The following is a 25,371-nucleotide window of genomic DNA, read 5'->3' as shown; positions in this document are numbered from 1 at the left end:
CCGGCGTCCGGGGCCGATCCTGCTGATCATGTCGGCACCGCGCCCGGGCAATTAGCCAGCCGACCGGTTCAGTCTGCGTAGCGTGTGCGCAGCGGGCGCACCCCGTATGGCCCGCAGGTCTTCGCAACCTTCGCCGCCTGATTTGCCGCATATGAGCGGGAGGATGACGCAAGATGGCGAAAGTCCTGTGGCACAGCCACAACGAAGGAGGACGCGATGCGCACCGTACGGATCGATCTCGACCAGAAGTTACTCGCCGCGGCGGCCGCCATCATGGGCACCGACCAGGCCGACGCCACCATCAACGAGGCCCTGCGCCGAATCGTGGTGCACGAGCGGCAACTCCACCATCTGGAGCGCATCGCCTCCGCCGCCCTGTGCCCGCTCCCGGCGCTGGACGGCGGGGCGATGGTCGAGAGCTGAGCTAGCGGGGCGGCGCCGGTGTGGTCGGCTGCACCTGCGGGGTAGCCCGCACGGGCACAGCGGGTTTCGTGCACCGGGTATCGGGCGGCACGACCAGTTCGTTCAGATACTTCATCACCGGTTCGTCGATGCACGGCACACCGTCGAAGACGGCGCCGTGCTGGAACCCCTCGTAGGTGAGCAGGGCCGCGCCGAGCGCCTGGGCCAGGTTCACACCGCCCTGGTAGTGCGTCGCCGGATCGCCGGTCGTCGCCACCACCACCGTTTTCGGTAAGCCGGGCGCGCTGAGCCGATGCGGCTGCGTGTTCGGCGGCACCGGCCAGAACGCGCAGACGTCCAGGGCGATCTCGTTCGCCAGCTGACCGGGATCGAAGATCGGGCCCGCCGCGCGGTAGCGCCGCTCCAATTCGGTCGCGGCGGCGCGATCGGTGACCCGCGCGTCCTCCAGGCAGAGCACGGCCTTGTGCACGTAGTCGCCGTTCTCGCCGCCCGGGCTGAACGTTCCCTCTTCGAAGGGGTAGGAACCGCCCTGCTTCACGACCGTGAGCACCTTGGTCACCTCGGGCCAGAACCTCGGGTGGTACAGCCCGTTGATCACGATGCTCAGCACGTCGCGGTAGCCGAGCTTGTCGGGGTCGGCCATGGCGGCGGGGGTGAGCAGAGTCTGCGTCAGCGCGCGGAACGCCTCGGTGGTGCGCGCCGGATCGGTGCCCAGGGGGCAGTCCGGCGCCTTCGCGCAGTCGGCGGCGTAGGCGTCGAACGCCTGCTGGAAGGCGGCGCCGTCGACGATCGGGTCATCGATGTTGCGCGCGGGATCGATGGCGCCGTCGAGCACCATGGCGCGCACCCGAGTGGGGAACATCTCGGCGTAGGTCGAGCCGATCCGGGTGCCGTAGGAGACTCCGAAGTAGGTCAGCTTCTCGTCGCCGAGGACCGCGCGCACGACATCGATGTCGCGCGCCACGTCGACGGTGCCGACGTGCGCGATCAGATCGCGACCCGACCGCTGCACACACGAGGCGGCGAAATCCTCGTGCTCCTCCTCGATCTGGTCGATCTCGCCCCAGGCGTTGCTGAAGCCGAGCAACTGCCGTTCCACCGCGAGCTGGGCGCTGTCCTGGCAGTCCAGGCGCGGCAGCGAGGCGCCGAGACCGCGCACGTCCATGCCGATCACGTCGAACCGGTCGGCCAGCGGCGTCTCGGCCAAGCCGACGGGCATCGTCAGGCCCGGCCCCCCGGGCCCGCCCGGATTCGTGAGCAACGAGCCGATCTTGGCGCCGCGGGCGCGCTGGCGGGACAGGGCGATGCGGGCGGTGTCGCCGTCCGGGTTCGCGTAGTCCAGCGGCACCAGCACGCGGGTGCATTCCAGGCCCGCGCGCACCGCGTCCGCGGCGCCGTCGTAATCCGCACACGAACCCCAGGTGAGCTGCTGCTGATAGAAGCGGTCCAGCGTCGGTTTCGGCGGTTCGGCGACGGGCGTACTGGTGCAGGCGGCCGCGAGCAGTGCGGCCGCGGCGACGATTGCCTTGCGGCGTGTGAACATTCGCTATTCCTCAGATCCGGCTGTGCACAGTCTGCCCGACCGGCCGTCCGTCACCGCGCCCGGAGCTGTCGGTGGGGCCTGGCATGATCCGAGTCCTCCAACCCGCGAGGAGGCACGCCGATGTCGGTCCCGATTGCGAATCTGCCCTTCCGGCAACGGCCCCGGGAGCGCTTGCTCGAGCTGGGCCCGCAGGCGCTCAGCGACGGCGAGCTACTGGCGCTGCTGCTGGGTCAGGGCCGGCGCGGGGCGAGCGCACTGGAGCTGGCGGCCGAGCTGCTCGCCGAACACGGCGGCCTCACCGGCCTGGCCGCGGCGCGCCCCGAGGAGCTGGCCCGCCGCACCGGCATCGGCGTCGCCAAGGCCGCCACCGTCATCGCCGCCTTCCATCTCGGCGCCCGGGCCCGCCACCACGCCGACACGGCCGTGCAGCTGGAGAGCGCGTCCGACGTGGTGGGCGTGGCCCGCCCGCTGTTCGCCGGCGCCCGGGTGGAGCGGCTGCTGGTCCTGGTCTGCGACGCGCAGAACCGGGTGCGCCGCCGGGTTTTCGTCGCCGAGGGCGCCATCGATCAGGTCGCGATCCCGATCCGGGAAATCCTGAACACGGTGCTGCGCCACGACGGCCGCGCCTTCGCGCTGGTGCACAATCACCCCTCCGGCGATCCGGAGCCCAGCCTGGACGATCGGCGCGCCACCGCGCTGCTCGTCGATGCCGCGCAGACCGTCGGTCTGCGCTTCCTCGATCATGTGGTGCTGGCGGGCGAACACTGGGCCTGCGCCGCCCCGCTGCTGCGCCTGGCCGACTGACCCGGCGATACTGGCAGGCACGACGACAGGGAGGCGGGCATGAAGAAACCGGCAGGCGAACGCGAACTCGGCATGGGCGAGCCGCCGCTCGGGCAGCGCTACGATCTGGCCGAGCGCCGGTTGTTCCTGCACCGCTCCGGCAGCGGCGGCCCCGCAGTGGTGTTCCTGCCCGCGGCCGGCGCGGTCGGCCTGGATTACCTGGCCCTGCACGACCGCGTCGCCGAATTCACCACCTCGGTGCTCTACGACCGCGCCGGCACCGGCTGGAGCGATCCGGCCACCCTGCCGCGCACCGCCACCGAGGTCGCCACCGAATTGCACGCGCTGCTCCGCCTGGCGGACGTGCCCGGCCCCTACGTGCTCGTCGCGCACGCGCTCGGCGGCGCCTACGCGATCCGCTTCGCCCAGCTCTTCCCGGAGCAGGTGGCCGCCCTGGTCGCCCTGGATTCCTTCACCCAGGACTGGGATGCCCACATGCCCGAAACGCTGCACCTGGACAAGACGCCCACCGCGCTGCCCGGCCGCGTCCAGACCACGCTGCTGCGGGTCCTGTCGAAACCGTTCTACAAGAAGATGTTCGCCGCTTGGCCGCCCGAGGTCCGCACGCCGCTGGTCGACGGCCACGTCAGTGCGGCGTGGATGGTCAACGGCGCCAAGGAGCGCCGCAGCGTCCGCGCCCTGCACACCGAACTCGCCACCGGCGGCCCCCTGCCCGACGTACCGCTGCTCGCCCTGGCCGCCCTCGGCCCCGACCCGGCCCAGCGCACCGGCGTCTCCAAGAAGGCCACTGACGATCTGATCACGGCCAAACGCCGCCTCTACACCGCCCTGGCCGACTCCGTCCCGCGCGGCGAATACCGCGAACTCCCCACCGCCAAACACACCACCGCCCACCTGGACGCCCCCGACGAGATCGTCCAGGCGATCCGGGATGCCTGCCTGCGCGCGCTGGAAGCCTAGTCCGTGAGCGGCAGGCCGCGGTCGAGGAATTCCAGGGCGCGGCCGACGTTGTCGCTGTTGATCGGGGAGGTCATGGCGATGGCCAGGCCCGCGCCCGCCAAAGCGCCTGCGGCGACCTGGATCTCGAAGTCGTCGACGGAGCGGCCGGTGCGTTCGGCGAACAGCGCCGCGATCATGGCGACGCCGCGCTCGAGTTCGTGGCCGACGGCGGCGCGCAGTTCCGGCACGTGGTGCAGCAGCGCTTGGCGTTCCTGCTCGAAGGCGATCTCGGCGGGGGTCAGGGTGGCGTAGACGGCGTTGATCGCGTTGCGCAGAGCCAGGATCGGGGAGAGCTCGGGCGGCTGGGCGCGGTACTGGGCGATCATCGGTGGGTCGAGGTCGTCGGCCACCACCAGCTGCTCTTTGCTCGGGAAATAGCGGAAGAACGTACTCGGGGAAACCTCCGCGGCGGCGGCGATCTGCTCGATCGTGGTTTCGCCGTAGCCCTGTTCCCGGAACAGGCGGAAGGCCTCGGTGCGGATCGTGCGGCGCGTGCGCTGTTTCTTGCGCTCGCGCAGGCCCGGCACCGCGGGGGTTTCACCTGGTGAGTCAACCGACATGCGTCGATTCTGACGCATCCACGCGCACTCGGGCGGCATCGGCGGGCACGACCGGCCGCCGCGGCAGCACCCAGCACGCGAGCGGCGCCGCGAGCACGCAGATCGCGGTGCACACCCACAGCATCAGGCTCATGCCGTCGACGAAGGCCGACTGCACGTGCGCGAGCGTGGCCGGGTCGCCGGCGGCGGCCACCCCGCTGTTCACCCCGTCGCCGAAGGGCGGCCGGTCGAGCGCGCCCAGCTCGCCGCGATAGCGCGTGGCCAGGACGGTGCCGAGCAGTGCGACGCCGATGGTGCCCGCGGCTTGGCGCAGCGCCTGCAGCAGTGCCGAGCCGACGCCGGCCCGGTCCACATCCAGATCGTCCACGGCGACGCTCATGCCGACCGGCATCGCCAGCCCCATGCCCGCACCGACGACGGCTATCCAGCAGGCCGTGAACCAGTAGGGACTGTCGACGGCGGTGAGCGCACCCTGCCCGAGTCCGAGCGCCAGCACCACCAGCCCGAGCGTGAGCACCACGCGCGCACCGGCTTTGGGCATCAGCAGCGCGCTGATCCGCGCGCCGACGATCAGGCCGCCGATCATCGGCAGCAGCCGCAGGCCGCTGCCGAGCGCGTCGACGCCGAGCACGGCCTGGAAGTACTGCGGCACGGTGAAGAACATGCCGAACATCGCGAAGGTGATGAGCACCGTGGACACCGTCCCCCAGCGGAATCCGGGGCCGGCGAACAGCGCCAGATCGATCAGCGCGTACCGGGCGCGGCGCTGCCAGAACAGGAAGCCCGCCAGCAGCAGCCCGCCCGCGACGACCATGAGCCAGCCCAGCCCGCTGCCCCAGCCCACTTCACCGAAACGGATGAAACCGTAGGTGAGCGCGGACATTCCGGCCATGGACAGCACCACCCCGACCGCATCCAGCGGCCGCCGCTCCGGGTTGCTCGACTCCGGCACCAGCAGGCCCACGGCGATCGCCCCGAGGACCGCGATCGGCACGTTGATCAGGAAGACCGACCCCCACCAGAAGTTGTCGATCAGCCAGCCGCCGAGGACCGGCCCGAGCGGCAGCCCGAGCGCGGTGGCGGTGACCCAGATCGTCATCGCCCGCGCGCGTTCCGCCTTGTCCGGGAACAACACCGGCAGCACTGCCAGCGACAGCGGTGTCATGGCGGCGGCCGCGATGCCGAGCACCACGCGGGCGGCGATGAGCTGGCCGGAATCGGCGGCGAAGGCGCAGGCGAGCGAGGCGGCGCCGAACAGCAGCATAGCGCCCAGCAGGACCTTCTTGCGCCCGTAGCGGTCGCCGAGCGCGCCCGCGGGCAGCATCACGGCGGCCAGCGCGAGCGTGTACGCGCTGCTGAACCATTGCAGCGCAGCGGTATTCGCGTTCAGATCGAGCGCCAGGGTGGGCAGCGCGATGGTCAGCACGGTGATGTCGAGGCCGATGACCAGCATCGAGAACGCCAGTGCGCCCAATGCCAGCCAACGACGCGTCGTTGCGGTGTCCATGACCCCTCCAGAAATGAAAGCTACATTATTTTGATAGTAACCCTCATTTTAGAGACTCTGTCAATATCTTCGGATGCCGGTGGGGCGCGCCGGAAGCCGGCGCGCGCCGCGCGGCCGCGACACCGTTAGGCTCGCTACCGATGAAGATCCAGGGCACCTCCCTCCTCGCCGCCTGCTGCGCCGGCGCCGTGCTGGCCGGCTCGGCCGCGACCGGGGCCGCGTACGCTGCCCCGACACCGCCGAGTTCGGTGACGACCACACCGTTCACCACGCCGAACACCGACGGCTGCCCGCAGAAGACGACGCCGCCCGCGCCGGTCGATTCCTCCGAGGTGCCCGCACCGGGTTCGACCACGCCCAAACCGCTCACGGTCCCGACGCCCGCCGTCGGCGGCTCCCAGCTGGGCGGCTGCGGCCTCGTCCTGCCGCAGGGCGCTCCCGCTGTGCCGCAGGACATTTCGTCGACCGCGTGGCTGGTGACCGACATCGACACCGGCGCGGTCCTGGCCGCGAAGGACCCGCACGGCCGCTACCGCCCGGCCAGCACCATCAAGGTGCTGCTCGCCATCGTCGCGCTGCGCACCCTGGATCTGGACACCGTCGTCATCGGCACCCAGGCCGACGCCGACGTCGACGGCACCCGCGTCGGCATCGGCCCCGGCGGCCGCTACACCAATCGCCAGCTCATGCAAGCCCTGATCATGTGCTCCGGCAACGACGCCGCGCACGCTCTCGCGACCCAGCTCGGCGGCGATGAGGCGGCCGTGGCGAAGATGAACGACCTCGCGAAGTCGCTGTACCTGCTCGACACCCGGGCCGCGACCCCCTCGGGCCTGGACGGCCCCGGCATGAGCACCTCGGCCTACGACCTGGCGGCGGCGTTCCGGGAGGCGATGACCATCCCGCTGTTCGCCGAACTCATCCACACCGAGCAGGTCGATTTCCCCGGATATCCCAAGGATCCGAAGATCCCCGACGACAAAGACCATCCGGGCTTCGTCATCGCCAACGACAACCACCTGCTCTACAACTACGACGGCGCGCTCGGCGGCAAGACCGGCTTCACCGACGACTCCCGCCACACCTTCGTCGCCGCCGCCGAACGCGACGGCCGCCGCCTGGCCATCACCCTGCTCAAGGGCGAGGTGCAGCCGATCCGCCCCTGGCAGCAGGCCGCCCGCCTGCTCGACTACGCCTTCGCGCTGCCCCGCGACGCCACGGTCGGCTCCCTGCCCAGCCGCAACGCCAACTCCCCCGACCCCACCGCGGCCCTGGCCTCCCCGCCACCGAAGCAGGACGCCGCCCCCGCCGCCGACTCCGGCAGCTCCACCTTGCGCAGCATCCTGCTGGCCGCCGGCATCCTCGCGGTCCTGGCCCTGGTGCTCTACGTGCACCGCCGAACCAGCCGGCGCTGATCCGGCACACCCGCGGTCGGTGCCCTCGCTCCCCCCTCGGGCACCGACCGCCCGCACGTCGAAGCTCGCGACCAACCCTCGCGAACAACGACGTCATAGCATTGGACGCCGCACGGCCCCTTCCGGTTCCATCGAATTTCCCACAATTCACCACCCGGTCGCCTGTGCGATGCTGGGCGGCGTGAGTTTCGCGCAGCGTTTCGGGGAGTGGGCACAACGAGTCCGGGAGCCCGACCCCCGCCCCAGATTCCACGGCGACGACCCCGACCCGCGCTACCCCTCACCCCGCGAACTGCGCACCTTCTTCAGCTGGATTCTCGACATCGCCCTCCACGTGGGCATCGTCCTGGCCACCATCGATGTCCTGCGCGGCCGCGGCATCACCCTGCTCATCGTCGCCCCCGCGGCCCTGCTCACCTACATCGTGGCGTCCTTCGTCAACCGCGTCCTGATCCAGCGCGTCCTGCACGCCAGCCTCGGCAAAGCCCTCCTGGGCTTAATCGTCATCCGCCGTGACAACGGCGACCAGGTCCCCCTCGGCCAACTGACCAGCCTCTTCTTCCTCCGCGGCGCCGCGCTACTCCTCGACGCCGCCATGGACGAGGAGGACCACCTCTCGACGGTCCGCCGACGAGACGTAAAAGCCCTGCGCGCAAAGCGATCCGACAAGCCCCTGATCGAGCCGGCCCTCTACCCACCGCACCACCCCACACCATGGCCCGCCGCTCCAACACCGGGCGGCGCGTACCACCAGCCGTACCCGAACCCCGCTCCGCCGCAGCACGGTTGGCCCGCAGCGAACAGCGTTCCGCCACATCAGCGTTCTTCCTCGCAGCGCTGAGCTCCCCGGACCAGTCAGATTCTGCCCGATCCGCTGGACGTCTAGTAGGCCGCGCACGAGATTTCGACCCGAGCGTTGGGTTCAGCGACGGCGGCGGAGGGCGGTGAGCAGGAAGGTGGTGAGGGCGCCGGCGCTGAAGAGGGCCAGGCCGGTGCTGCCGGAATGGGTGGGGGTGGTGACGCGGGGGCGGATGATGGCGGGCGGCGGGGCGGGGCGGGTGGCCTCGGCGGTGGGGTGCTCGTTGGCTTCGGCGGCCCAGGCGGTGGCGAACAGGATGATGCGGTAGGTGACGTAGCTGAAGACCATGAGGCCGATGATGGAGCCGAACGCCGCGCCGGCGGGGCTGCGCAGGACGGTCTGCAGGTACAGGGACGCAACGTATTTGAAGAGTTCGAAGGCGACGGCGCCGATCAGGGCGGCCTTGGCGGCGCTGGCCAGTGAGACCGGTTCGCGGGGCAGCCGGGCGATGATCCAGGCGAAGACCGCCCAGGTGGCGAGCAGCGCGAGCACGATCGAGGCCAGCACCAGGATCAGCCGCGCACCGGGCACGTGCGACAGCCCGAGGTTGATCAGCAGCCGGGCGCCCAGGGTGCTGGAGGACACCGCGGACAGGCCGATCGAGATCGCGAACGCCAGCCCCAGGCCGACCAGGGCACCGAGGTCGGACAGCTTGGTCCGGAACCAATCCGCGTCCTGCGTCTGCTGTTCCCACTGTTCGGTGAGCGCGGCCCGCAGGTTCGCCATCCAGCCCAGCCCCGAGTAGACCGCGCCGAGCAGACCGAGCACACCCACCGTGCCGCGCGAATCGATGGCACTGTCGATCAGGTCGTTGAGCTGATCGCCGAGTTCGCCCGGGATCGCGTCGATGATCTTCTGCTGGAGTTCGGTGAGCAGCTCCGGATGACTCGACAGCACGAAACCGACGACCGCGAACGCCACCATCAACAGCGGAAACAGCGACAGCACCGTGAAATAGGTGATGCCCGCGGCGTAGTAGTCACCGCGCTGGCGGTTGTAGCGCCCACCCGCGCGGACCAGATGGTCCAGCCACGGGTGGGCCTGAATGCGCTGTTCGATCTTGGCTTTGAGCTTGTCGATCTGCACCTGTCCGCCTCCGAGCCGTCGCGCGCACCAGGTGCCGGCGCGGGCTAGCGCGTCAGGAAGCCAACCCGCTCGTAGACCTGTGCGAGAGTGTTGCCGGCGATCTCACGCGCCCGCTCGGCACCGGCGGCGAGGATGCGGTCGAGTTCGCCCTGATCCGATAAATACTCTTCCACCTTCGCACGCAGCGGGATGACAAATTCCACCAGCGCGTCGGCGACGTCGGATTTCAGATCACCGTAACCCTTGCCCGCGTAATCCTGTTCGAGCGTCACGATCGGCGTCCCGGTCAGCGAGCTCAGGATCACCAGCAGATTGCTCACGCCCGGCTTCTGCGCGGTGTCGTAGCGGATCTCGCGCTCGGTGTCGGTGACCGCGGATTTGATCTTCTTGGCTGTCACCTTCGGATCGTCGAGCAGATTGATCAGGCCGGCGTCGCTGGAGGCCGACTTGCTCATCTTCGAGGTCGGATCCTGCAGGTCGTAGATCTTCGCGGTGCCCTTGACGATGTAGCCCTCCGGCACCACGAAGGTCTTCTTGAAACGGGTGTTGAAGCGCTGGGCGAGGTTGCGGGTCAGCTCCATGTGCTGGCGCTGATCCTCACCGACCGGCACCAGGTGCGGGCGGTAGAGCAGGATGTCGGCGGCCATCAGCACCGGGTAGGTGAACAGGCCGACGGTCGTGTTCTCCGCGCCCTGCTTGGCCGACTTGTCCTTGAACTGCGTCATCCGGCCGGCCTCGCCGAAGCCGGTGATGCAGGACAGCACCCAGCTCAGTTCGGCGTGCTCGGGCACCTGACTCTGCACGAACAGCGTCGACTTCTTCGGGTCGATCCCGAGCGCGAGCAGCTGAGCGGCGGCGGCCTTGGTGCGGGCGCGCAGCGCCTTGGGATCCTGCGCGACGGTGATGGCGTGCAGATCGGGGATGAAGTAGAGCGCGTCGTACTCGTCCTGCATGGTCACCCAGTACTGCAGCGCACCAAGGTAGTTGCCGAGGTGGAAGGATTCGCTGGTGGGCTGGATCCCGGAGAGGACGCGCTGTTTGCGTTCAGCGGCCGGGGCCTGTGCAGGACTGGACATACTCCGATCTTTTCATGCCCATCAAGCCGAATTTCGGGCCGCCCAGTTGTCGGCGTTCACCCCGGGCATGCTCGGCAATCCGTGCCTGGCGAGTTCGCGCTCCCGTTTGGCGACGAGCTTGTACAGTGGCGCGCTCGGACCGTTCAGGTGGCCGCGCAGCACCGGGGGCACCAGCGGCAGTTCGAGGTGCGCGGAGCGTATGCCCTGGGCGAGCGTGCGATAGGCGCTTTCCTCGAGGATTCCCCAGCGCATGCCGTAGAGCTCGCGGATCCGGGCGGGGAGGCTGCCCTGCACCAGCAGGTAGAACGCGGAGGTCACCTGGTGCAGGGGCGCGCGCTGCGGATACGGCACGCGTGATCCCGCGAGGTAGGACCCGACCAGGCGGGCTTCCGCGGTGAGGAACAGCTCGCCCGAGGCGAGGTAGCCGTCGAAGTAGGCCCGGAAGGCCGGGTAGTCCGCGGGGGCCGCGGTGGCGGGCATCCCGAACAGTTCGGCCCAGCGGACGTAGTCCTGATACAGCCCCTCGCGTTCGCCCGCGGTGAGCCTGCGGACCAGCAGATCGTGCATGACCTCGGCGGAATCCAGGGTGAAGGCCATGGTCATGAACATCAGGTGCGGGTCGCGCGCGGAGTAGGCGGTGCCGGCGGAATGGTGGGCGCCGGCGTCCTCCGGGAGCGCGCCCTGCACCGGGGCGTGGCGCTTGCGGGTGTATTCCAGCGCCCGATCGGCTTCGTCCTTGCTGCCCAGCGATACCGCCTCGAACAGCTTGCCGGTCAGCGCGAGCCGCGTGTACGGGGTCATCCGGTGCGCCGAACTCTCGGCGGTACCGACGTAGAGCAGCGGATGCACGGCCCCGATGACCAGGGCCCGCTGCCCGTAGGTGAGGCCGACGGCCCGTTTGCGCATGACCCGCCGGATCATCGAGTGATCGGCGAAATATCCAGCAGCCACGGCTGCCTCCCTTACCGCAGGAGTCTCCTCATCGAGACTCGCTGTCTCCAGGATCGCGCCCCGACCGCTTTCTGGCAATAGGTCATGCCAGATTCACGGTTGCGGCCTCTCCCCCGCGCCGGCCGCGACACTGCAACAATCGAGGCGTGGCAGCACAGCGGACCTACGGTGGAATCTCCGCGGACGAACGGCGCGCGCAGCGCCGCACCGCCCTGCTCGACGCCGCCCTGGAACTGATCGGCACGCAGGGCCTGGCCAAACTCACCGTGGCCGGGCTGTGCGCGCAGGCCGGATTGAACGAGCGGTACTACTACGAGAGCTTCGACAGCCGCGACGCCGTGCTCACCGGCCTGATCGACCGGATCACCGAGGAACTCGCGATGGCCATCGCGGCCGGCCTGCACACCGCCCCGCCCGACACCCGCGGGATGGCGCGCTCGGCCATCACGGCCGGGATCCGCCTGCTCACCGATGATCCGCGCAAGGCCAAGGTGGCGCTGCTGGTCGGTCAGGCGACACCCGAGTTGCGAGCCCGGACCACCGAATCCATCCGGCTGTTCGCGCGGATCGTCGCCGCCCAGGGCATAGATTTCTACGGCATGACCGACCAGCGGCCCGATCCGGTCATCGAGTTCCGGGCCACCTACCTGGTCGGTGGCCTGGTGCAGACGCTCACCGCCTGGCTGCAGGGCGAACTGCCGATCTCCCGCGACGAGCTGATCGACCACACCACCGACGTGTTCGTGCTGCTCGGCGAGGATCTGGCCCAGCGGCTGCGCGAGTCAGCCGAGAGCTAGCGGAACCACCTGCGCCGCCACCGAGGCCGGGGCGGGTCCCTGCAGCACCAGCCGGAAGCCGATGCCGCGCCGCGCCCAATACGCGGCGCCGTCGGCGATCGCGGAGGTGAACCAGTCCAGCTCCCGCGGCTGGTCGGCCAGCAGGTCGGCCGAATCCCGCACCACCGCCACGTAACCCGCCGCGTCGCCGAGGAATTCACCGAGATCGCGCAGGCATTCGTCGAAGGCGTCCTTGTTCTCGCCGAAGTAGTACGGGAACTGGAACGCGGCCGCGAACTCGTCGAACACGCCAGCGGTGGTACGCATCTTCGCGCCGCGCAGTTCGCGCACCAGATAGCCCGGCGGGGCGTCGTAGCGCAGGCCGCTCAGCTCGGCGGCGTCGACGTCCAGGGCGCCGAGCGCCGGTGCCGGCGCGGCGGGCAGCCGATCGGGGGTGCTCAGGAATCGCGACAGCGGGACCGGCGTGGTCATCAGCGCATCCTCGTGAACGTCTCGTAGTGGTCGGCGGTGTACCAGGCCGAGCCGTCACTGCCGGTGACGATGCGCTCGGCGTCGCGGGAGCGGTTGCGCTGCTTGGGATTCACGTCCCACTCCTGGTAGGTGACGGCCTTGCCCGCGCTATCGGTGCGCGGCAACTTGCTGCCGCGATTCATCCACTGGTCGCCACCTTTGGTGCCGGGCGCGTTCGCCGATTGCGGCCAGCGGCCCGCGTCGATCTCGCGCAGCGTGGCGTAGGCCCGGTCGGGCACGCCCGGCACCCGGGTGACCGACGCGGGCGCGGTGGTCGCCGACACCGCGGCCGGGCCGGTTGGCGCGGGCGCGGTGTCCGTCCCGCGCAGGGCCAACACGGCGACCAGGACGAGCGCGACCGCCGCCAGGAACGCCGCGAACGCCTTGAGCGGGGTGAGCTTCACCGATACTGCACCGTGACGGGCGCGTGGTCCGACCAGCGCTGGTCGTAGGCGGCGGCCCGCTCCACGACGGCCTGCTTGGCTCGCTCGGCCAGCGCGCCGAGCGCCAGCTGATAGTCGATGCGCCAGCCGGAGTCGTTATCGAAGGCGCGGCCGCGGTACGACCACCAGCTGTAGGGGCCGCTGACGGCGGGGTGCAACTGCCGGACCACGTCGGTGTAACCGGCGGCCAGCAGTTCGGCGATCCAGGCGCGCTCCTCGGGCAGGAAGCCGGCCGACTTCAGGTTGCCCTTCCAGTTCTTCAGGTCGAGCTCGGTGGGCGCGATGTTCCAGTCGCCGCAGACCACGTACGCGCCCGCGCGTGTCTTCAGGTAGGCGCCGAATTCGGCCATGAAGCGGTACTTTTCGTCCTGGCGCGGGGTGTTCTCCTCGCCCGAGTGCACATACACGCTGGCCACGGTGGCGTCCTCGAAATCGGCCTCGAGGTAGCGACCGGACGCGCCGAACTCCGCGCTGCCGAACCCGATCCGCACCGCCGACGGCTGCCGGCGGGACAGGATCCCGACGCCCGCCCGGCCCTTGGACTCCGGCTCGGCGTGTGCCAGGAACCAGCCGCTGTCCAGGGCGGGGGCCAGTGCGGCCCGGGTCTGCTCGTCGGTGGCGCGCGTCTCCTGCACGCAGACGATGTCGGCCTCGGTGGCCGCGAGCCATTCGAGCATGCCCTTGCCCGTGGCCGCGCGGACACCATTTACGTTCACGGTCGAGATGATGTATGGCACCTGACGACCGTACAATGCTGGTCAGGCAATCTCCCGAAAGGGCGGCGACAACGATGTCGGATTCCACCGAGCCCACGCCGCGAAACGGCAGAAATGTTTCGCACATCGGACAATCCACGCGCCCCGAGCCACCCAGAGCGGCTCCCCCGAAGCGCAATTCCACCGAACCGCGCCCGGTCGCGGCCCTGCACCTGGGTTCCGGCGATCCTCTGCTGCTGTTGCACGGCTTCATGCTGTCGCCGCACTGCTGGGAGCAGACCGCGACCCGCCTGGCCACGCAGTGCGAGGTGTTCGCTCCGGCCTTCGCGGGCCACTGGGGCGGGGTGGCCGGTGACGGCTGGTCCACCGATATCTACACCCTGGCCGACCGCATCGAAGACCAGCTCGACGAAATGGGCTGGCGCACCTGCCATATCGCCGGGAATTCGCTCGGCGGCTGGGTCGGCATCGAATTGGCGCGCCGCGGCCGGGCCCGCACGCTCACGCTGATCGCGCCCGCCGGCGGCTGGAACGCGCCCTCGCTCACGCAATTCCGGATTGGGCTGAAATTCCTCTCGCTGGTCCCCATCATCGAAATCGGCAAGCACGTGGGCGGATTCGTCAAACACAATCCGCTGACGCACCGCCTGACCAAGCTGTTACTGGTGAAGAAATCCGCCGCGGTCCCGCGCGCGGACACCGCGGCGGTGATCGAGGCGGCGCTGCACTGCCAGGCCATGATGCCGCTAATCATGGGCACCTTCCGCGCCCCCGCACTGTCGGACCTGGCCGACCTGCCGACCCCGGTCCGCCTGCTGCTCGCCCAACACGATCGGGTCATCCCCAACCGGGTCTACGCCCGGCGCTACCTCCGAGAGCTGCCCGATTCCGCCGATCGCATCATGATGAACGGCGTGGGCCACGTCCCGATGCTCGAGGCTCCCGAGCGCATCGCCACGCTCATCGCCGAGCACGTCTACGCCAGCCGCGGCCACCTGCGCGCGATCTGAATCGCGAGATATCCACAGCTCACGGAGTTATACACAATCCGCATCAGGGTCTGGATCTCCCATCCCGAGCCGTCTAGCGTTGCCGGGCATGGGGAACGCAGACATCAAGCAGCTTCGCAACGACGTCACCGACGTGTACGAGGTGGTCACCAAACAGGGTCGCACCACCGAGGAGACCGCCGTCCTCGCCCGCCACACCTACCGCCGGGTCCGCCACGGCCACCAGCAGCTGGGCCGCCTGCTGGGCGCGGTCATCGCCACCCAGCGACACCACAGCCGCGAGCTCGGGGTCGTGACGCGAATCCAGGCCGAGCACACGCGGCGGCTGGATGCGGTGACGAGAGTCCAGGCGGAACACACCAGGCGGCTCGACAACGTCACGAAAGTCCAAGCCGAACACACCAGGCGGCTCGACAACGTCACGAAAGTCCAAGCCGAACACACCAAACGACTCGACGCCCTCACGAAAGTCCAGGCGGAGCACACTGAACGGCTCGACAGTCTGGCGGAAGTCCAAGCTCAGCACTCTCAACGACTCGATGCTCTGGCGAGAGTCCAAGCCCAGCACACCGAACGCCTCGACAGCATGGCGGAAGTCCAGGCTCAGCACTCTCAACGACTCGATGCTCTGGCGAGAGTCCAAGCCCAGCACACCGAACGTCTCGACGACATGGCGGAAGTCCAGGCCCAGCACACCGAACAACTCGACACCCTGACAAAGGTCCAAGCCCAGCACACCCAACGGCTCGACACGCTGGCGGTGACTCAGGCGCACCATACGGAGATGCTCGGTGCGCTCTCTGTGTCCGTGGGTGAGGTTCTCGACTTGCTGAAGAACCCGGGGGCCGCGGTGAACTAATCGGATCAGCCTGTGGCGGAGCGGTTTTCCGTGGTACGGGCGAGAAAGTCCAGGATGAGCTGGGCGATCTGGTGGGGAACGTCGAGTTGGGGGCAGTGGCCGACGCCGGGGAGGATGGTGAGTTCGCTGGTGGGGAGCAGGGCGTGCAGGGCGTGGGCGGCGGCCACGGGGATGATGCGGTCCTGTGCGCCGTGCAGGATCAGGAGGGGACGATCGAGGGGTAATTCGCTGTGGCCGTCGGGGTTTTCGCGGGCATAGCGGATGGCGTCGCCGCCGCGGGCGGCCGCGGCACGCATATCGGGGATCGACCGGGTGGCGGTAGCGAGGAATTCGGCGTCGGCGCGGTGACCGGGTCCGTAGACGACCAGGCCCACCGCGCGGCGGACGCACCAGTGCACTACCTGGTCGGGGACGGGCAAGGCGGCGACGAGGCGGAAGAACCAGGCGAAGTCGCTCAGCCGGGCGGCCCGGGACAGCCAGTGCCGGGCCATCAGTGGTTCGTCCAGCGTGACCACGGCGGCGACCGAATCGTCGGCCGCGCGGGCGGCGGCGCGCAAAGCGGTGGCGGCACCGAGCGAGTTGCCCACCAGTACAACAGGTCCCAGGTCCGAGACCAGAGCGTCGACGAAGGCTTCGAACTGCGGGGTGAGCGGTCCGGGCAACCGCGGATCGGCCAGCCCGAAGCCGGGTAGGTCGACGGCGTAGGCGGTGCGCCCCCGGCGTTCGAGTTCCCGCAGGACACCCCGCCAGGTGTCGGCGCTGTCGGCGTAGCCGTGCAGCAGCAGGATCGGGGTTCCGGAGCCCGTCACCGACAGGGCGCGGGTGCCGACTCCGTTGTATCGGGTGGTGGTTTCACTGATCATCGTCCGGTCGCCCCTTTGCGAACGGCACGCATCGGGAGCCGATGCGCTGGAACGGTTTCGATGAGCCGAGGCCCGGGCGCGCGCGGCACCCGGGCCCGGAACTCACTGGGCCAGCAGGCCCTTGGCGATATGCGTCACCTGGATTTCGTTGCTGCCCGCGTAGATCATCAGCGACTTGGCGTCGCGCGCGAGCTGCTCGACGTGGTACTCGGTCATGTAGCCGTTACCGCCGAAGAGCTGCACCGCCTCCATGGCGACCTCGGTGGCCGCCTCCGAGGCATACAGCTTGATCGCCGAAGCCTCGGCCAGGCTCGGCGGCTTCCCCGCGCGGCCGCGCTCGAGCACGTTGAACACCATGTTCTGCACGTTGATCCGCGCGACCTCCATCTTGGCCAGCTTGAGCTGGACCAGCTGGAACCGCCCGATCTCCTGCCCCCACAGCTTGCGGTTCTTCGCGTAATCCAGGCACAGCCGGTGACATTCGTTGATGATGCCCAGCGCCATGAACCCGACGCCGATCCGCTCGGCGGTGAAACTCGAACGGGCGCTCTCGCGTCCGTCGCCGCCTTTGTGCTCCTCGGTCTCGCCGAGCAGACGATCCTTGCCCACACGCACGTTGTCGAAGAACAGTTCACCGGTGGGCGAGGAGTGCAGGCCCATCTTCTTGAACGGTTTGCCCTGGGTGAGCCCCTCCATACCCTTGTCCAGGACGAATGTCAGGACCTTGCGCTCCCGCTTGTCCGCGCCGTCGCCCTCGTCGAGTTTGGCGTAGACGACCAGCACGTCGGCGAACGGGCCGTTGGTGATGAAGGTCTTCTGCCCGTTGAGGATGTAGTCCTCGCCGTCGCGCCTGACGTAGGTCTTCATGCCGCCGAACGCGTCCGAGCCCGAGTCGGGTTCGGTGATGGCCCAGCAGGCCACCTTCTGCATGGTGACGATGTCCTTGATCCACCGTTCCTTTTGCGCGAGCGTGCCCCGCGACAGGATGGTGGTGGCGCCGAGGCCGATGGACACGCCCATGGCGGTGACCAGCCCCATGCAGACGCCGGACAATTCGGCGATCAGCACCGCCATCAGCGATTCCTGGCCCGCGAACGGGCTACCGCCGCCGGACTTCTCCTTCTTCTCCAGCTTGGGCTCGCCCGCGGCGATCGCCGCTTCGATCTTGCGCTGCCGGGCCAGCAGCTTGTCCACCGCCTCGCCGCCCATGGCGTCGATACCGAACTCGCTGAACAGCTTCCGGATGACCGGATACGGCGACATCTCGCCGCTGTCCAGCGCGCCGAGGTGGGGGCGCACTTCCTTGTCGATGAACGCCCGCACCGCGTCGCGGATCATCACATCGGTCTCGGACCATTCGAACATCGTTGTTCTCCTAGCAGTCTGGGCGGATCACGGCAGCCGGGCGGCGATGTCGTCGATCTGCCAGGGGCCTTCGGTCTCGATCGTCTTCACGTCGTGCCAGCCGGCCAGCTCGGAGATCGCACCGCCCTGCACGGCGAACACCTTGCCCGTGATCGCGCACTCGTCCGAAGCCAAGTATGCGACCAGCGGGGAGATATTGGCCGGGCTGAACGCGTCGAAATCGCCCTCTTCCAGGTATTCGGCCTCGGCCGCCATGATCTCGCCCATCCCGGGCGTGGCCAGCGTGAGCCGGGTCCGGGCGATCGGCGCGATGGCGTTGACCCGCACGCCGTAGCGCTGCAGCTCGTCGGCCGCGACCAAGGTCAGCGCGGCGATGCCCGCCTTGGCGGCGCCGTAGTTGCCCTGGCCCGCGTTCGGCACGGTGACACCGGAGGCAGAGGCGGTGTTGACCACCGCGGCGTGCGGCTGATTGCCCGCTTTGCTCTCCGCCTTCCAGTAGGCGGCGGCGTGATGCAGCACGGCGGCGTGGCCCTTGAGGTGCACGGCCACGACGGCGTCCCACTGCGCCTCGTCCATGCCCGCGAGGAACGCGTCGCGCAGGATGCCCGCGTTGTTGATCACGATGTCCAACCGGCCGAACTCCGAGACCGCCTGGTCGATCAGCTTCTTCGCGCCGTCCCAGCCGGCGATGTTCTCGGTATTGGCGACGGCCTTGCCGCCCGCCGCGATGATCTCGTTCGCGACTTCCTGGGCGGGGCCGACATCGGTGCCCTCCCCGGCATTGCTGCCGCCGAGGTCGTTGACGACGACGGCCGCGCCCTCGCGGGCGAACAGCAGGGCGTGTTCCCGGCCGATACCGCGGCCCGCGCCGGTGATGACGGCGACTTTTCCTTCCAGTGCACCCATGATGTGCGGACTCCTGTGGGTTGTTCCCGGCGTTCGCCGGGGATGACGGGGTGGTCGGTTCGCCGAACGACGAGGGTCAGTCGGCGATCTCGGCGAGGCCGTCGCTGAGCACGACATCGCTCCCGCGCACGGTTTCGAAGGCATAGGTGGTGACGCCGTTGCCGGAGCCCACCTTCCAGATCCGGGTCTCCAGGTCGTCGCCGGGGAACACCATCTTGGCGAACCGCACCGCGAATCGCCTGAGCCGGTGGACATCCGAGCCGCCCACCGAGGTGAGCACCGCCCAGGAGGCGAACGCCTGGGTGCACAGCCCGTGCGCGATGATGCCGGGCAAGCCCGCGTCCTTGGCCACCTGCTCGTCCAGGTGCAGCGGCACCGGATCGCCGGAGGCGGGGGCATAGCGGAAGGTCTGGTCCAGATCCACGTGCTGTGGCACCACGGCCACCGGCTGCTGATCGCGCAGCGTCTCGTCGAATTTGTGCGCGGGCGCGGGCGTGCCGACGCTCTTGCCCGCGTCGATACCGCGGAAGAACGCCGTGAGGTACTGCTCGTTGACGAGCTCGCCTGCCGCGGTGCGGCATTCGATCAGGATGGTGATCGTGCTGCCGTTGGACCGGCTGGTGTAGCCGACGGCTTTGGCCCGCGAGACCAGCTCGTCCCCGGGCTGGATCGCCCGGTGGAAGTGGAAGTCCTGCTCGCCGTGCACGACCCGGCCGAAGATGTCCATCGGCGCGACCTCGATCACCGGCATCATCATCGCCTCGAAGACCGGGACGATGGCGAAGACCGGCGAGGCGATCTTGCCCGCCAGGTGTGCCTCGATGGGATCGTTGGTGGCGGCGGCGTACTCGGCGATCCGCTCGGCGGTCACCGCGAAGGTCTCGTCGTCGCACCAGGTGTTCAGACCGGCGTCGTCGAATTCCACCAGCCGGGCGGTTGATTCGCTCATCGCGCTCTCCTCGGCTCGGCGATCAGGCGGCGGCCAGCGCGTCCAGTTGCTCCAGCGACTTGTCGAGCTGCTTGAGGCCGTCCTTCTCCACCGCCTTGCCCAGCGCGCCCTTGATCAGCGCGCCCTCGAAGTCGCCGGAGACCTTCACCACGGAGCCGCCCTCGGCCTTGGGCTGGATGTCGAAGGTGAATTCGGTTTTCACACCGGCCATTCCGGTGCCGCCGAGGGTGAGCGTGTTCGGCGCGTCCACCGAGACCACGGTCCACTCCAGCTTGTTGGCCATGCCGAGCATGACGATCTTGGCGACCAGCTTGGACCCCGCGGTCAGCGTGGCCGGCGGCTCCTCCATGAAGCGTTCGTGGATGGAGAACCACTTCTCCCAGGTCTGCGGGTCGGCGACCACGGCCCACAGGGCCTCTGGGGTGGCGTTGACGTCTTTGGTGGCTTCGATGTGTCCCATGAGATGACTCCTTCGTCGTCCCGGCGCACGCCGGGAACCCGGTGGTGGGTGATGGATTCAGCGATCGGCGCGCTGGTAGGCGGTGACGACCGCCGCGCCGCCGAGGCCGATGTTGTGCTGCAGCGCGGCGGTGACGTTGTCGACCTGGCGCTTGTCGGCGGTGCCGCGCAGCTGCCAGGTGAGCTCGGAGCACTGCGCCAGACCCGTCGCGCCCAGCGGGTGTCCCTTGGAGATGAGCCCGCCGGAGGGATTCACCACCCATTTGCCGCCGTAGGTGGTCTGGTTCTCGTCGATGAGCTTGCCGGCCTCGCCCTCGCCGCACAGACCCAGCGCTTCGTAGAGCAGCAGTTCGTTGGCGGAGAAGCAGTCGTGCAGTTCGATGACCTGGAAGTCCTCGGCGCCGAGCCCGGCCTGGTCGTACACCTTGCGCGCGGCCTGGACGTTCATGTCGTAGCCGATGAGGTTCTTGGCGGTGCCGTCGAAGGTGGAGGCGAAGTCGGTGGTCATGGTCTGCCCGACGATCTCCACGGCCTGGGCGGAGAGATCGTGCTTGTTCACGAAATCCTCGCTGGCCAGGATCACCGCGCCGGATCCGTCGGAGGTCGGCGAGCACTGCAGTTTGGTGAGCGGGTCGTAGATCATCCGCGAGCCGAGGATGTCGTCGAGCGAGTAGGCGTCCTGGAACTGCGAGTACGGGTTGTTCACCGAGTGCTTGTGGTTCTTGTAGCCGATCTTGGCGAAGTGCTCGGCGGTGGTGCCGTACTGCTTGATGTGCTCGCGACCGGCCGCGCCGAACATCCACGGCGCCACCGGGAACAGCACCTCGGAGATCTCCGCGAGCGCCATGATGTGCTTGGCCATCGGTTGTTCCCGGTCGTCCCAGGTGGAGCCGAGCGAGCCGGGCTGCATCTTCTCGAAACCCAGCGCCAGCGTGCACTCGGCCAAGCCGCCCCGAATCGCCTGCGCCGCAAGGTAGAGCGCGGTGGAGCCGGTGGAACAGTTGTTGTTGACGTTGACCACCGGGATGCCGGTCATGCCCAGTTCGTAGACCGCGCGCTGGCCGGAGGTGGATTCGCCGTAGACGTAGCCGACGTAGGCCTGCTCGACCTCGCGGTAGTCGATGCCGGCGTCGGCCAGGGCCTTGGTGCCGGATTCCCGGGCCATGTCCGGGTAGTCCCAGTCGGTGCCGTCCTCGTTCTTGCGGCGGCCCGGCTTCTCGAACTTCGTCATGCCGACGCCGACGACGTAGACCTTGTTCGTCATCGAACTCCTCAGATCTCTCTCGTCCGACCCCGCGGCGGACGTGGGTGACCGATCCGTGCGGACCGAGCTGCCACAAACATACAGAGATGCACGTAACTGCACAAGGGAGTCGCGGCCAGAGCGCGAAAACTGGCGATTTTGCGGGCTAATCGCCTTGGTATTGACATACAGCTGAAGGTGTATGTAGCTGAGCGAGGCCGGCTTCATGTGGTCGCAACACAGTCGGCCGGGACTCGCAAACCGGGCGAATGTGACCTCCCTCACGACTGGGCCCGATTAACAGCCACGTAATGGTTCGGAAATTGCCCGTCCACATCCGCGCGGGAAGTTCACCGGGTTGCTTTGTATTCGGTGAGGGGATGAGGAGAACAACGTGGTCGATGTCGACACCCGCCCGACGAACGCCGACGGGATAGCGGCAGCCAACGAAACGCTGGAGGATTACACCCTGCGTTTCGCACCGCGCAGCTACCGGAAGTGGAGCCCGGCCGTCGTCGGGATCTCGGCCCTCGGCGGCATCGCCTACCTGGCCGACTTCGCCATCGGCGCGAATATCGGTATCGCGCACGGCACCGGAAACGCGCTGCTCGGCATCGCGGTTTTCGCGATCGTCGTCATGCTCACCGGTTTTCCGCTCGCCTATTACGCGGCGCGCTACAACATCGATCTCGACTTGATCACCCGCGGTAGCGGATTCGGTTATCACGGCTCCGTGATCACCAATATCGTGTTCGCGTCGTTCACCTTCATCTTCTTCGCGCTCGAGGGCTCGATCATGGCGCAGGGCCTGGAACTCGGGCTCGGAATTCCGCTGTGGCTGGGCTATCTGCTGTCCACGGTGCTGATCTTCCCCCTGGTCATCTACGGCATGAACACCCTGGCCAAACTGCAGGTGTGGACTACGCCGCTGTGGTTGCTGCTGATGGTGCTGCCCTTCGCCTTCCTGGTGGTCCGGCATCCGGATTCGGTCGGCTCGTTCTTCGCCTACGGCGGCAAAGACGGTGTGGGCGTCAGTGTTTCGGGCACCCTGCTGGCGGCCGGCGTCTGCCTGTCGCTGATCGCGCAGATCGCCGAGCAGATCGACTACCTGCGCTTCATGCCCCCGCGCACGCCGGAGAACCGGCGCCGGTGGTGGACCTGGATGCTGCTGGCCGGCCCGGGCTGGGTGCTGTTCGGGGCGATCAAGCAGGTCGTCGGCTTGTTCCTCGCGGTCTATCTGATCGCGAATCTGCCTGCCGCCCAGGGCATCGCGAATCAGCCGGTGCACCAGTTCCTGGAGATCTACCGCGACATGGTGCCGGGCTGGCTGGCCATGACGCTGGCGGTGGTGCTCGTGGTGATCAGCCAGATCAAGATCAACGTGACCAACGCCTACTCCGGCTCGCTGGCCTGGACCAACTCCTACACCCGGGTCACCAAGACCTACCCGGGCCGGCTGGTCTTCCTGGGCGTGAACCTGGCGATCGCGCTGATCCTGATGGAAGCCAACATGTTCGACTTCCTCAACAGCATCCTCGGCTTCTACGCCAACTGCGGCATCGCCTGGATCGTCACCGTCGCCACGGATATCGCGATCAACAAGTACGTCCTGAAGATCTCACCGAAGGTGCCCGAGTTCCGGCGCGGAATGCTCTACGACTTCAATCCCGTGGGCCTGGTGGGCTTCGGACTGTCGGCGGTGCTGTCGATCATGACCTTCTTCGGCCTGTTCGGCGAGCTGCTGAAGCCGTACTCGCCCATCGTCGCGGTGCTGGTCGCCTTCGTCGCGACGCCGCTGACCGCCGTGCTCACCAAGGGCAAGTACTACCTGCGGCGCACCGACGACGGCATCGACCTGCCGATGTTCGACGAGCACGGCAACCCGTCCGGCGCCACGCTGACCTGCGTCGCCACCGGCCTGGAATTCGAGCGCCCGGACATGATCGCCTCGGCGGCCCCGGGACCGGAGGGCGAGATCCAGTACATCAGCTCACTGGCGCTGTCCACCGACAAGGCGGGCGTCCACTTGCTGCCGCGGCAGCACTAGCGCGCACCGAAGGCCGCGGCGGGCGAACCGGATTCGCCCGCCGCGGCTTTCGTCATTCGGTGAGCCGGATACCCGGCAGCGACACCTTGGCCGCCTCGCGCAGATGCGTGGACGCGCGCTGCCAGCGCCGGTGCGCGCGGTCGGGATCGGAATCGATGAAGCTCGACACCAGGATGCCGCGCAGGGCGTCCATGGCGGTGTAGACGAAATCGCGGGCGTCGCGCCGGGTCACCTCGTCGGGGACGTACTGGGCCAGCGCCATCAGCACGGCGTTGTTGACGAACGGTTCGACCTTGCCCGCGGCGGCGGCCAGCACCGGATCGGTGCGCCCCGCCACCCACAGCTCCATGGCCGCGATGAACAGCGGACCCTGGTGCAGTTCCCACAGGAAATCCAGCACGGTGGCGATGGGATCCGGCCCGGCCTTGATCCGGCCGATCTCCTGCATGGCGGCCTCGGTGCGGCGCTGCGCCAGATGGCTGATGGCCGCCACGACCAGATCGTTCTTCGAGCCGAAGTGGTGGACCTGGGCCCCGCGCGTGACACCGGCGCGCTCGGCCACCCGCGGGGTGGTGGTGCCCGCGTATCCGAATTCGACCAGGCAGTCGATGGTGGCGTCGAGCAACCGCGTGCGCATCTCGCTGCTACGCTGCTCCTGCGTCCGGCGCGGCCGCTTGGCGCCCCCTAAGATCCTGGTCATCCGCGCATTCTAGCATTTACATACAGATCTGTATGTTCTCCGGCCGCCGAGCGCCGGGCCACCCACACCGTGAGCGTGAACAGCAGCACGCCCGCGACCGCCAGGCCCGCGCCCACCACGGCGGGCGCGGTGTAACCCAGGCCCGCGGCGATCACCAGGCCGCCCAGCCAGGCGCCGGCGGCGTTGGCGATATTGAGCGCCGCGTGATTGAGCGCGGCCGCCAGGGTCTGCGCGTCGGCGGCGACGTCCATCAGCCGGGTCTGCAGTCCCGGCGCGAGCGCCGCGCCGGAGGCGCCGACCAGGAACGCGCCCAGGCCCGCGGTGATCGGATGATGGGCCGCGGCGACGAAGCCCGCCAGGATCACTGCCATCGCGATCAACGCGAGAAAGATCGAGCGGTCAACGCCGCGGTCGGCCAGCACGCCGCCGAGAATATTGCCCGCGATCATGCCCAGGCCGAACAGCATCAGCACGATCGGGACCAGGCCCGCGCGCAGGCCCGCCACATCGGTGAGCGTGGTGGTGATGTAGGTGTACACGGCGAACATGCCGCCGAAGCCGACCGCGCCGACCGCCAAGGTCAGTAGCACCTGCGGACGCCGCAGCGCGCCCAGCTCGGTGAGCGGGCTGGTCGTCTTGAAGCCGGTGAGCTCCGGGACGAACGCGAGCAGTGCGGCGATGGTGGCAATACCGATGACGGTGACCACCAGATACGCGTCGCGCCAGCCGAGATGCTGGCCGAGCCAGGTGGCGCCGGGAACGCCGACAACGTTGGCGGCGCTCAACCCGAGCATAACCGCGGCCACCGCCTTGGCGCGCTGACCGACGGGCGCGAGCGAGGCCGCCGCCAGCGACGCGACGCCGAAATACGCGCCGTGCGGCAGGCCGGACACGAAACGCGCGGCGAGCAGAGTCTGGAAGGTGGGCGCGAGGACCGTGGCCGCGTTTCCGAGGGTGAAGGCCACCATCAGCCACACGAGCAGCCGTTTGCGCGGCACCCGCGCGCACAGCGCGGCGATCACCGGCGCGCCGACCACCACACCGAGCGCGTAGGCCGAGACCGCGTGGCCGGCCGATGGCTCGGACACGTCCATGGCCGCGGCGATATTCGGCAGCAAACCCATGGACACGAACTCGGTGGTGCCGATGCCGAACCCGCCCAGGGCCAGCGCGAGCATGGCGGGGACATGCCAATTCGCCCGCTCGGTGCTCGGCGGTGCGGTGGCTGCGGTCGGCGTAGTCACACAGGGGTCAACTATCGCGAGCGTCGACTTTGCTCCC

Annotated in this window: 26 protein-coding genes; 9 read left to right on the top strand and 17 right to left on the bottom strand. The window is 68.8% G+C overall.

Going from position 1 to position 25,371, the window contains the following annotated elements; all coding sequences use genetic code 11:
• The first annotated feature begins 216 nt into the window (after positions 1 to 216).
• Positions 217 to 423, top strand: a complete 207-nt coding sequence (locus AB0I43_RS23010; protein ID WP_356973959.1) for a type II toxin-antitoxin system VapB family antitoxin — start codon at positions 217 to 219, stop codon at positions 421 to 423.
• Position 424: 1 nt separating this feature from the next.
• Here the strand turns inward: AB0I43_RS23010 and AB0I43_RS23005 are convergent, their stop codons facing one another.
• Positions 425 to 1,966 (bottom strand): alpha/beta fold hydrolase, encoded by a 1,542-nt coding sequence (locus AB0I43_RS23005; RefSeq protein ID WP_356973958.1) that lies wholly within the window; start codon positions 1,964 to 1,966, stop codon positions 425 to 427.
• Positions 1,967 to 2,086: 120 nt separating this feature from the next.
• Between AB0I43_RS23005 and radC the strand changes: the two genes are divergently transcribed.
• Together radC and AB0I43_RS22995 are read left to right on the top strand one after the other, a co-directional pair.
• The gene (gene radC, locus AB0I43_RS23000) at positions 2,087 to 2,770 is read left to right on the top strand and encodes a DNA repair protein RadC (protein ID WP_356973957.1); all 684 of its coding nucleotides are present in this window, start codon (positions 2,087 to 2,089) and stop codon (positions 2,768 to 2,770) included.
• 39 nt (positions 2,771 to 2,809) lie between these two features.
• A complete protein-coding gene (locus tag AB0I43_RS22995) occupies positions 2,810 to 3,730 on the top strand; it encodes an alpha/beta hydrolase (RefSeq protein WP_356973956.1) in 921 nt (306 codons plus the stop codon).
• Here the strand turns inward: AB0I43_RS22995 and AB0I43_RS22990 are convergent.
• Both AB0I43_RS22990 and AB0I43_RS22985 read right to left on the bottom strand, forming a co-directional pair.
• The gene (locus AB0I43_RS22990; RefSeq protein ID WP_356973955.1) at positions 3,727 to 4,329 is read right to left on the bottom strand and encodes a TetR family transcriptional regulator; all 603 of its coding nucleotides are present in this window, start codon (positions 4,327 to 4,329) and stop codon (positions 3,727 to 3,729) included. The two genes, AB0I43_RS22995 and AB0I43_RS22990, sit on opposite strands and share 4 nt — an antisense overlap.
• Positions 4,319 to 5,836 (bottom strand): MFS transporter, encoded by a 1,518-nt coding sequence (locus AB0I43_RS22985; RefSeq protein WP_356973954.1) that lies wholly within the window; start codon positions 5,834 to 5,836, stop codon positions 4,319 to 4,321. The genes AB0I43_RS22990 and AB0I43_RS22985 overlap by 11 nt, the downstream gene beginning before the upstream one ends.
• A gap of 140 nt (positions 5,837 to 5,976) precedes the next feature.
• Here AB0I43_RS22985 and AB0I43_RS22980 point away from each other — a divergent pair, with 140 nt between their 5' ends.
• Positions 5,977 to 7,251, top strand: a complete 1,275-nt coding sequence (locus tag AB0I43_RS22980) for a D-alanyl-D-alanine carboxypeptidase family protein (RefSeq protein ID WP_356973953.1) — start codon at positions 5,977 to 5,979, stop codon at positions 7,249 to 7,251.
• Positions 7,252 to 7,432: 181 nt separating this feature from the next.
• Entirely contained in the window at positions 7,433 to 8,092 is a 660-nt protein-coding gene (locus AB0I43_RS22975; protein WP_356973952.1) for a hypothetical protein, read from the top strand.
• An 81-nt stretch (positions 8,093 to 8,173) separates the two neighbouring features.
• Here AB0I43_RS22975 and yhjD read toward each other — a convergent pair whose 3' ends face one another.
• The 3 genes from yhjD to AB0I43_RS22960 are packed head-to-tail and all read right to left on the bottom strand — an operon-like array spanning position 8,174 to position 11,223.
• Positions 8,174 to 9,196 carry an inner membrane protein YhjD gene (gene yhjD, locus AB0I43_RS22970; protein WP_356973951.1) on the bottom strand — a complete coding sequence of 341 codons (1,023 nt, stop codon included), beginning with the start codon at positions 9,194 to 9,196 and terminating at the stop codon, positions 8,174 to 8,176.
• A 44-nt stretch (positions 9,197 to 9,240) separates the two neighbouring features.
• Entirely contained in the window at positions 9,241 to 10,272 is a 1,032-nt protein-coding gene (gene trpS, locus AB0I43_RS22965) for a tryptophan--tRNA ligase (RefSeq protein WP_356973950.1), read from the bottom strand.
• Between the two features lie 21 nt (positions 10,273 to 10,293).
• On the bottom strand, positions 10,294 to 11,223 hold the full coding sequence (locus tag AB0I43_RS22960; RefSeq protein WP_356973949.1) for an oxygenase MpaB family protein: 930 nt from the start codon (positions 11,221 to 11,223) through the stop codon (positions 10,294 to 10,296).
• Between the two features lie 146 nt (positions 11,224 to 11,369).
• On the opposite strand from AB0I43_RS22960, the gene AB0I43_RS22955 reads away from it, so the two are divergent.
• Complete coding sequence (locus AB0I43_RS22955) at positions 11,370 to 12,020, top strand: TetR/AcrR family transcriptional regulator (RefSeq protein WP_356973948.1); 651 nt, start codon at positions 11,370 to 11,372, stop codon at positions 12,018 to 12,020.
• Here the strand turns inward: AB0I43_RS22955 and AB0I43_RS22950 are convergent.
• The 3 genes from AB0I43_RS22950 to AB0I43_RS22940 form a co-directional block, all read right to left on the bottom strand.
• The gene (locus tag AB0I43_RS22950) at positions 12,006 to 12,491 is read right to left on the bottom strand and encodes a barstar family protein (RefSeq protein WP_356973947.1); all 486 of its coding nucleotides are present in this window, start codon (positions 12,489 to 12,491) and stop codon (positions 12,006 to 12,008) included. The two genes, AB0I43_RS22955 and AB0I43_RS22950, sit on opposite strands and share 15 nt — an antisense overlap.
• Positions 12,491 to 12,868: a ribonuclease domain-containing protein gene (locus AB0I43_RS22945; protein ID WP_356974124.1), complete on the bottom strand. Its 378-nt coding sequence runs from the start codon at positions 12,866 to 12,868 to the stop codon at positions 12,491 to 12,493. Before AB0I43_RS22945 ends, AB0I43_RS22950 begins: the two co-directional genes overlap by 1 nt.
• A gap of 62 nt (positions 12,869 to 12,930) precedes the next feature.
• Complete coding sequence (locus tag AB0I43_RS22940; protein ID WP_356973946.1) at positions 12,931 to 13,710, bottom strand: exodeoxyribonuclease III; 780 nt, start codon at positions 13,708 to 13,710, stop codon at positions 12,931 to 12,933.
• 53 nt (positions 13,711 to 13,763) lie between these two features.
• Between AB0I43_RS22940 and AB0I43_RS22935 the strand changes: the two genes are divergently transcribed.
• Positions 13,764 to 14,699: an alpha/beta fold hydrolase gene (locus AB0I43_RS22935; protein WP_356973945.1), complete on the top strand. Its 936-nt coding sequence runs from the start codon at positions 13,764 to 13,766 to the stop codon at positions 14,697 to 14,699.
• Between the two features lie 88 nt (positions 14,700 to 14,787).
• Positions 14,788 to 15,558 (top strand): hypothetical protein, encoded by a 771-nt coding sequence (locus AB0I43_RS22930; RefSeq protein WP_357432633.1) that lies wholly within the window; start codon positions 14,788 to 14,790, stop codon positions 15,556 to 15,558.
• Positions 15,559 to 15,563: 5 nt separating this feature from the next.
• On the opposite strand, the gene AB0I43_RS22925 is transcribed toward AB0I43_RS22930, so the two are convergent.
• From AB0I43_RS22925 to AB0I43_RS22900, 6 genes are all read right to left on the bottom strand, one after another.
• Positions 15,564 to 16,421, bottom strand: a complete 858-nt coding sequence (locus tag AB0I43_RS22925) for an alpha/beta hydrolase (RefSeq protein ID WP_356973943.1) — start codon at positions 16,419 to 16,421, stop codon at positions 15,564 to 15,566.
• A 102-nt stretch (positions 16,422 to 16,523) separates the two neighbouring features.
• Complete coding sequence (locus tag AB0I43_RS22920; RefSeq protein WP_357432632.1) at positions 16,524 to 17,786, bottom strand: acyl-CoA dehydrogenase family protein; 1,263 nt, start codon at positions 17,784 to 17,786, stop codon at positions 16,524 to 16,526.
• A gap of 27 nt (positions 17,787 to 17,813) precedes the next feature.
• Complete coding sequence (locus AB0I43_RS22915; RefSeq protein ID WP_356973941.1) at positions 17,814 to 18,692, bottom strand: SDR family oxidoreductase; 879 nt, start codon at positions 18,690 to 18,692, stop codon at positions 17,814 to 17,816.
• A gap of 76 nt (positions 18,693 to 18,768) precedes the next feature.
• Complete coding sequence (locus tag AB0I43_RS22910) at positions 18,769 to 19,641, bottom strand: MaoC/PaaZ C-terminal domain-containing protein (RefSeq protein WP_356973940.1); 873 nt, start codon at positions 19,639 to 19,641, stop codon at positions 18,769 to 18,771.
• A gap of 22 nt (positions 19,642 to 19,663) precedes the next feature.
• The gene (locus tag AB0I43_RS22905; RefSeq protein ID WP_356973939.1) at positions 19,664 to 20,101 is read right to left on the bottom strand and encodes an SRPBCC family protein; all 438 of its coding nucleotides are present in this window, start codon (positions 20,099 to 20,101) and stop codon (positions 19,664 to 19,666) included.
• A gap of 57 nt (positions 20,102 to 20,158) precedes the next feature.
• The gene (locus AB0I43_RS22900; RefSeq protein WP_356973938.1) at positions 20,159 to 21,364 is read right to left on the bottom strand and encodes a lipid-transfer protein; all 1,206 of its coding nucleotides are present in this window, start codon (positions 21,362 to 21,364) and stop codon (positions 20,159 to 20,161) included.
• Between the two features lie 373 nt (positions 21,365 to 21,737).
• On the opposite strand from AB0I43_RS22900, the gene AB0I43_RS22895 reads away from it, so the two are divergent.
• Positions 21,738 to 23,390, top strand: coding sequence for a hypothetical protein (locus tag AB0I43_RS22895; RefSeq protein WP_356973937.1), 1,653 nt, complete (start codon positions 21,738 to 21,740; stop codon positions 23,388 to 23,390).
• Between the two features lie 52 nt (positions 23,391 to 23,442).
• Here the strand turns inward: AB0I43_RS22895 and AB0I43_RS22890 are convergent, their stop codons facing one another.
• Together AB0I43_RS22890 and AB0I43_RS22885 are read right to left on the bottom strand one after the other, a co-directional pair.
• Positions 23,443 to 24,090 (bottom strand): TetR/AcrR family transcriptional regulator, encoded by a 648-nt coding sequence (locus tag AB0I43_RS22890; RefSeq protein ID WP_356973936.1) that lies wholly within the window; start codon positions 24,088 to 24,090, stop codon positions 23,443 to 23,445.
• Positions 24,087 to 25,268: an MFS transporter gene (locus AB0I43_RS22885; protein WP_356974123.1), complete on the bottom strand. Its 1,182-nt coding sequence runs from the start codon at positions 25,266 to 25,268 to the stop codon at positions 24,087 to 24,089. The genes AB0I43_RS22890 and AB0I43_RS22885 overlap by 4 nt, the downstream gene beginning before the upstream one ends.
• Positions 25,269 to 25,371 lie beyond the last annotated feature (103 nt).

The organism is Nocardia sp. NPDC050435 (genome assembly GCF_040655395.1).
Taxonomy (GTDB): domain Bacteria; phylum Actinomycetota; class Actinomycetes; order Mycobacteriales; family Mycobacteriaceae; genus Nocardia.
Note: the sequence above shows the minus strand (reverse complement) of the source record. Positions and strands in the feature narration are given on the sequence as shown.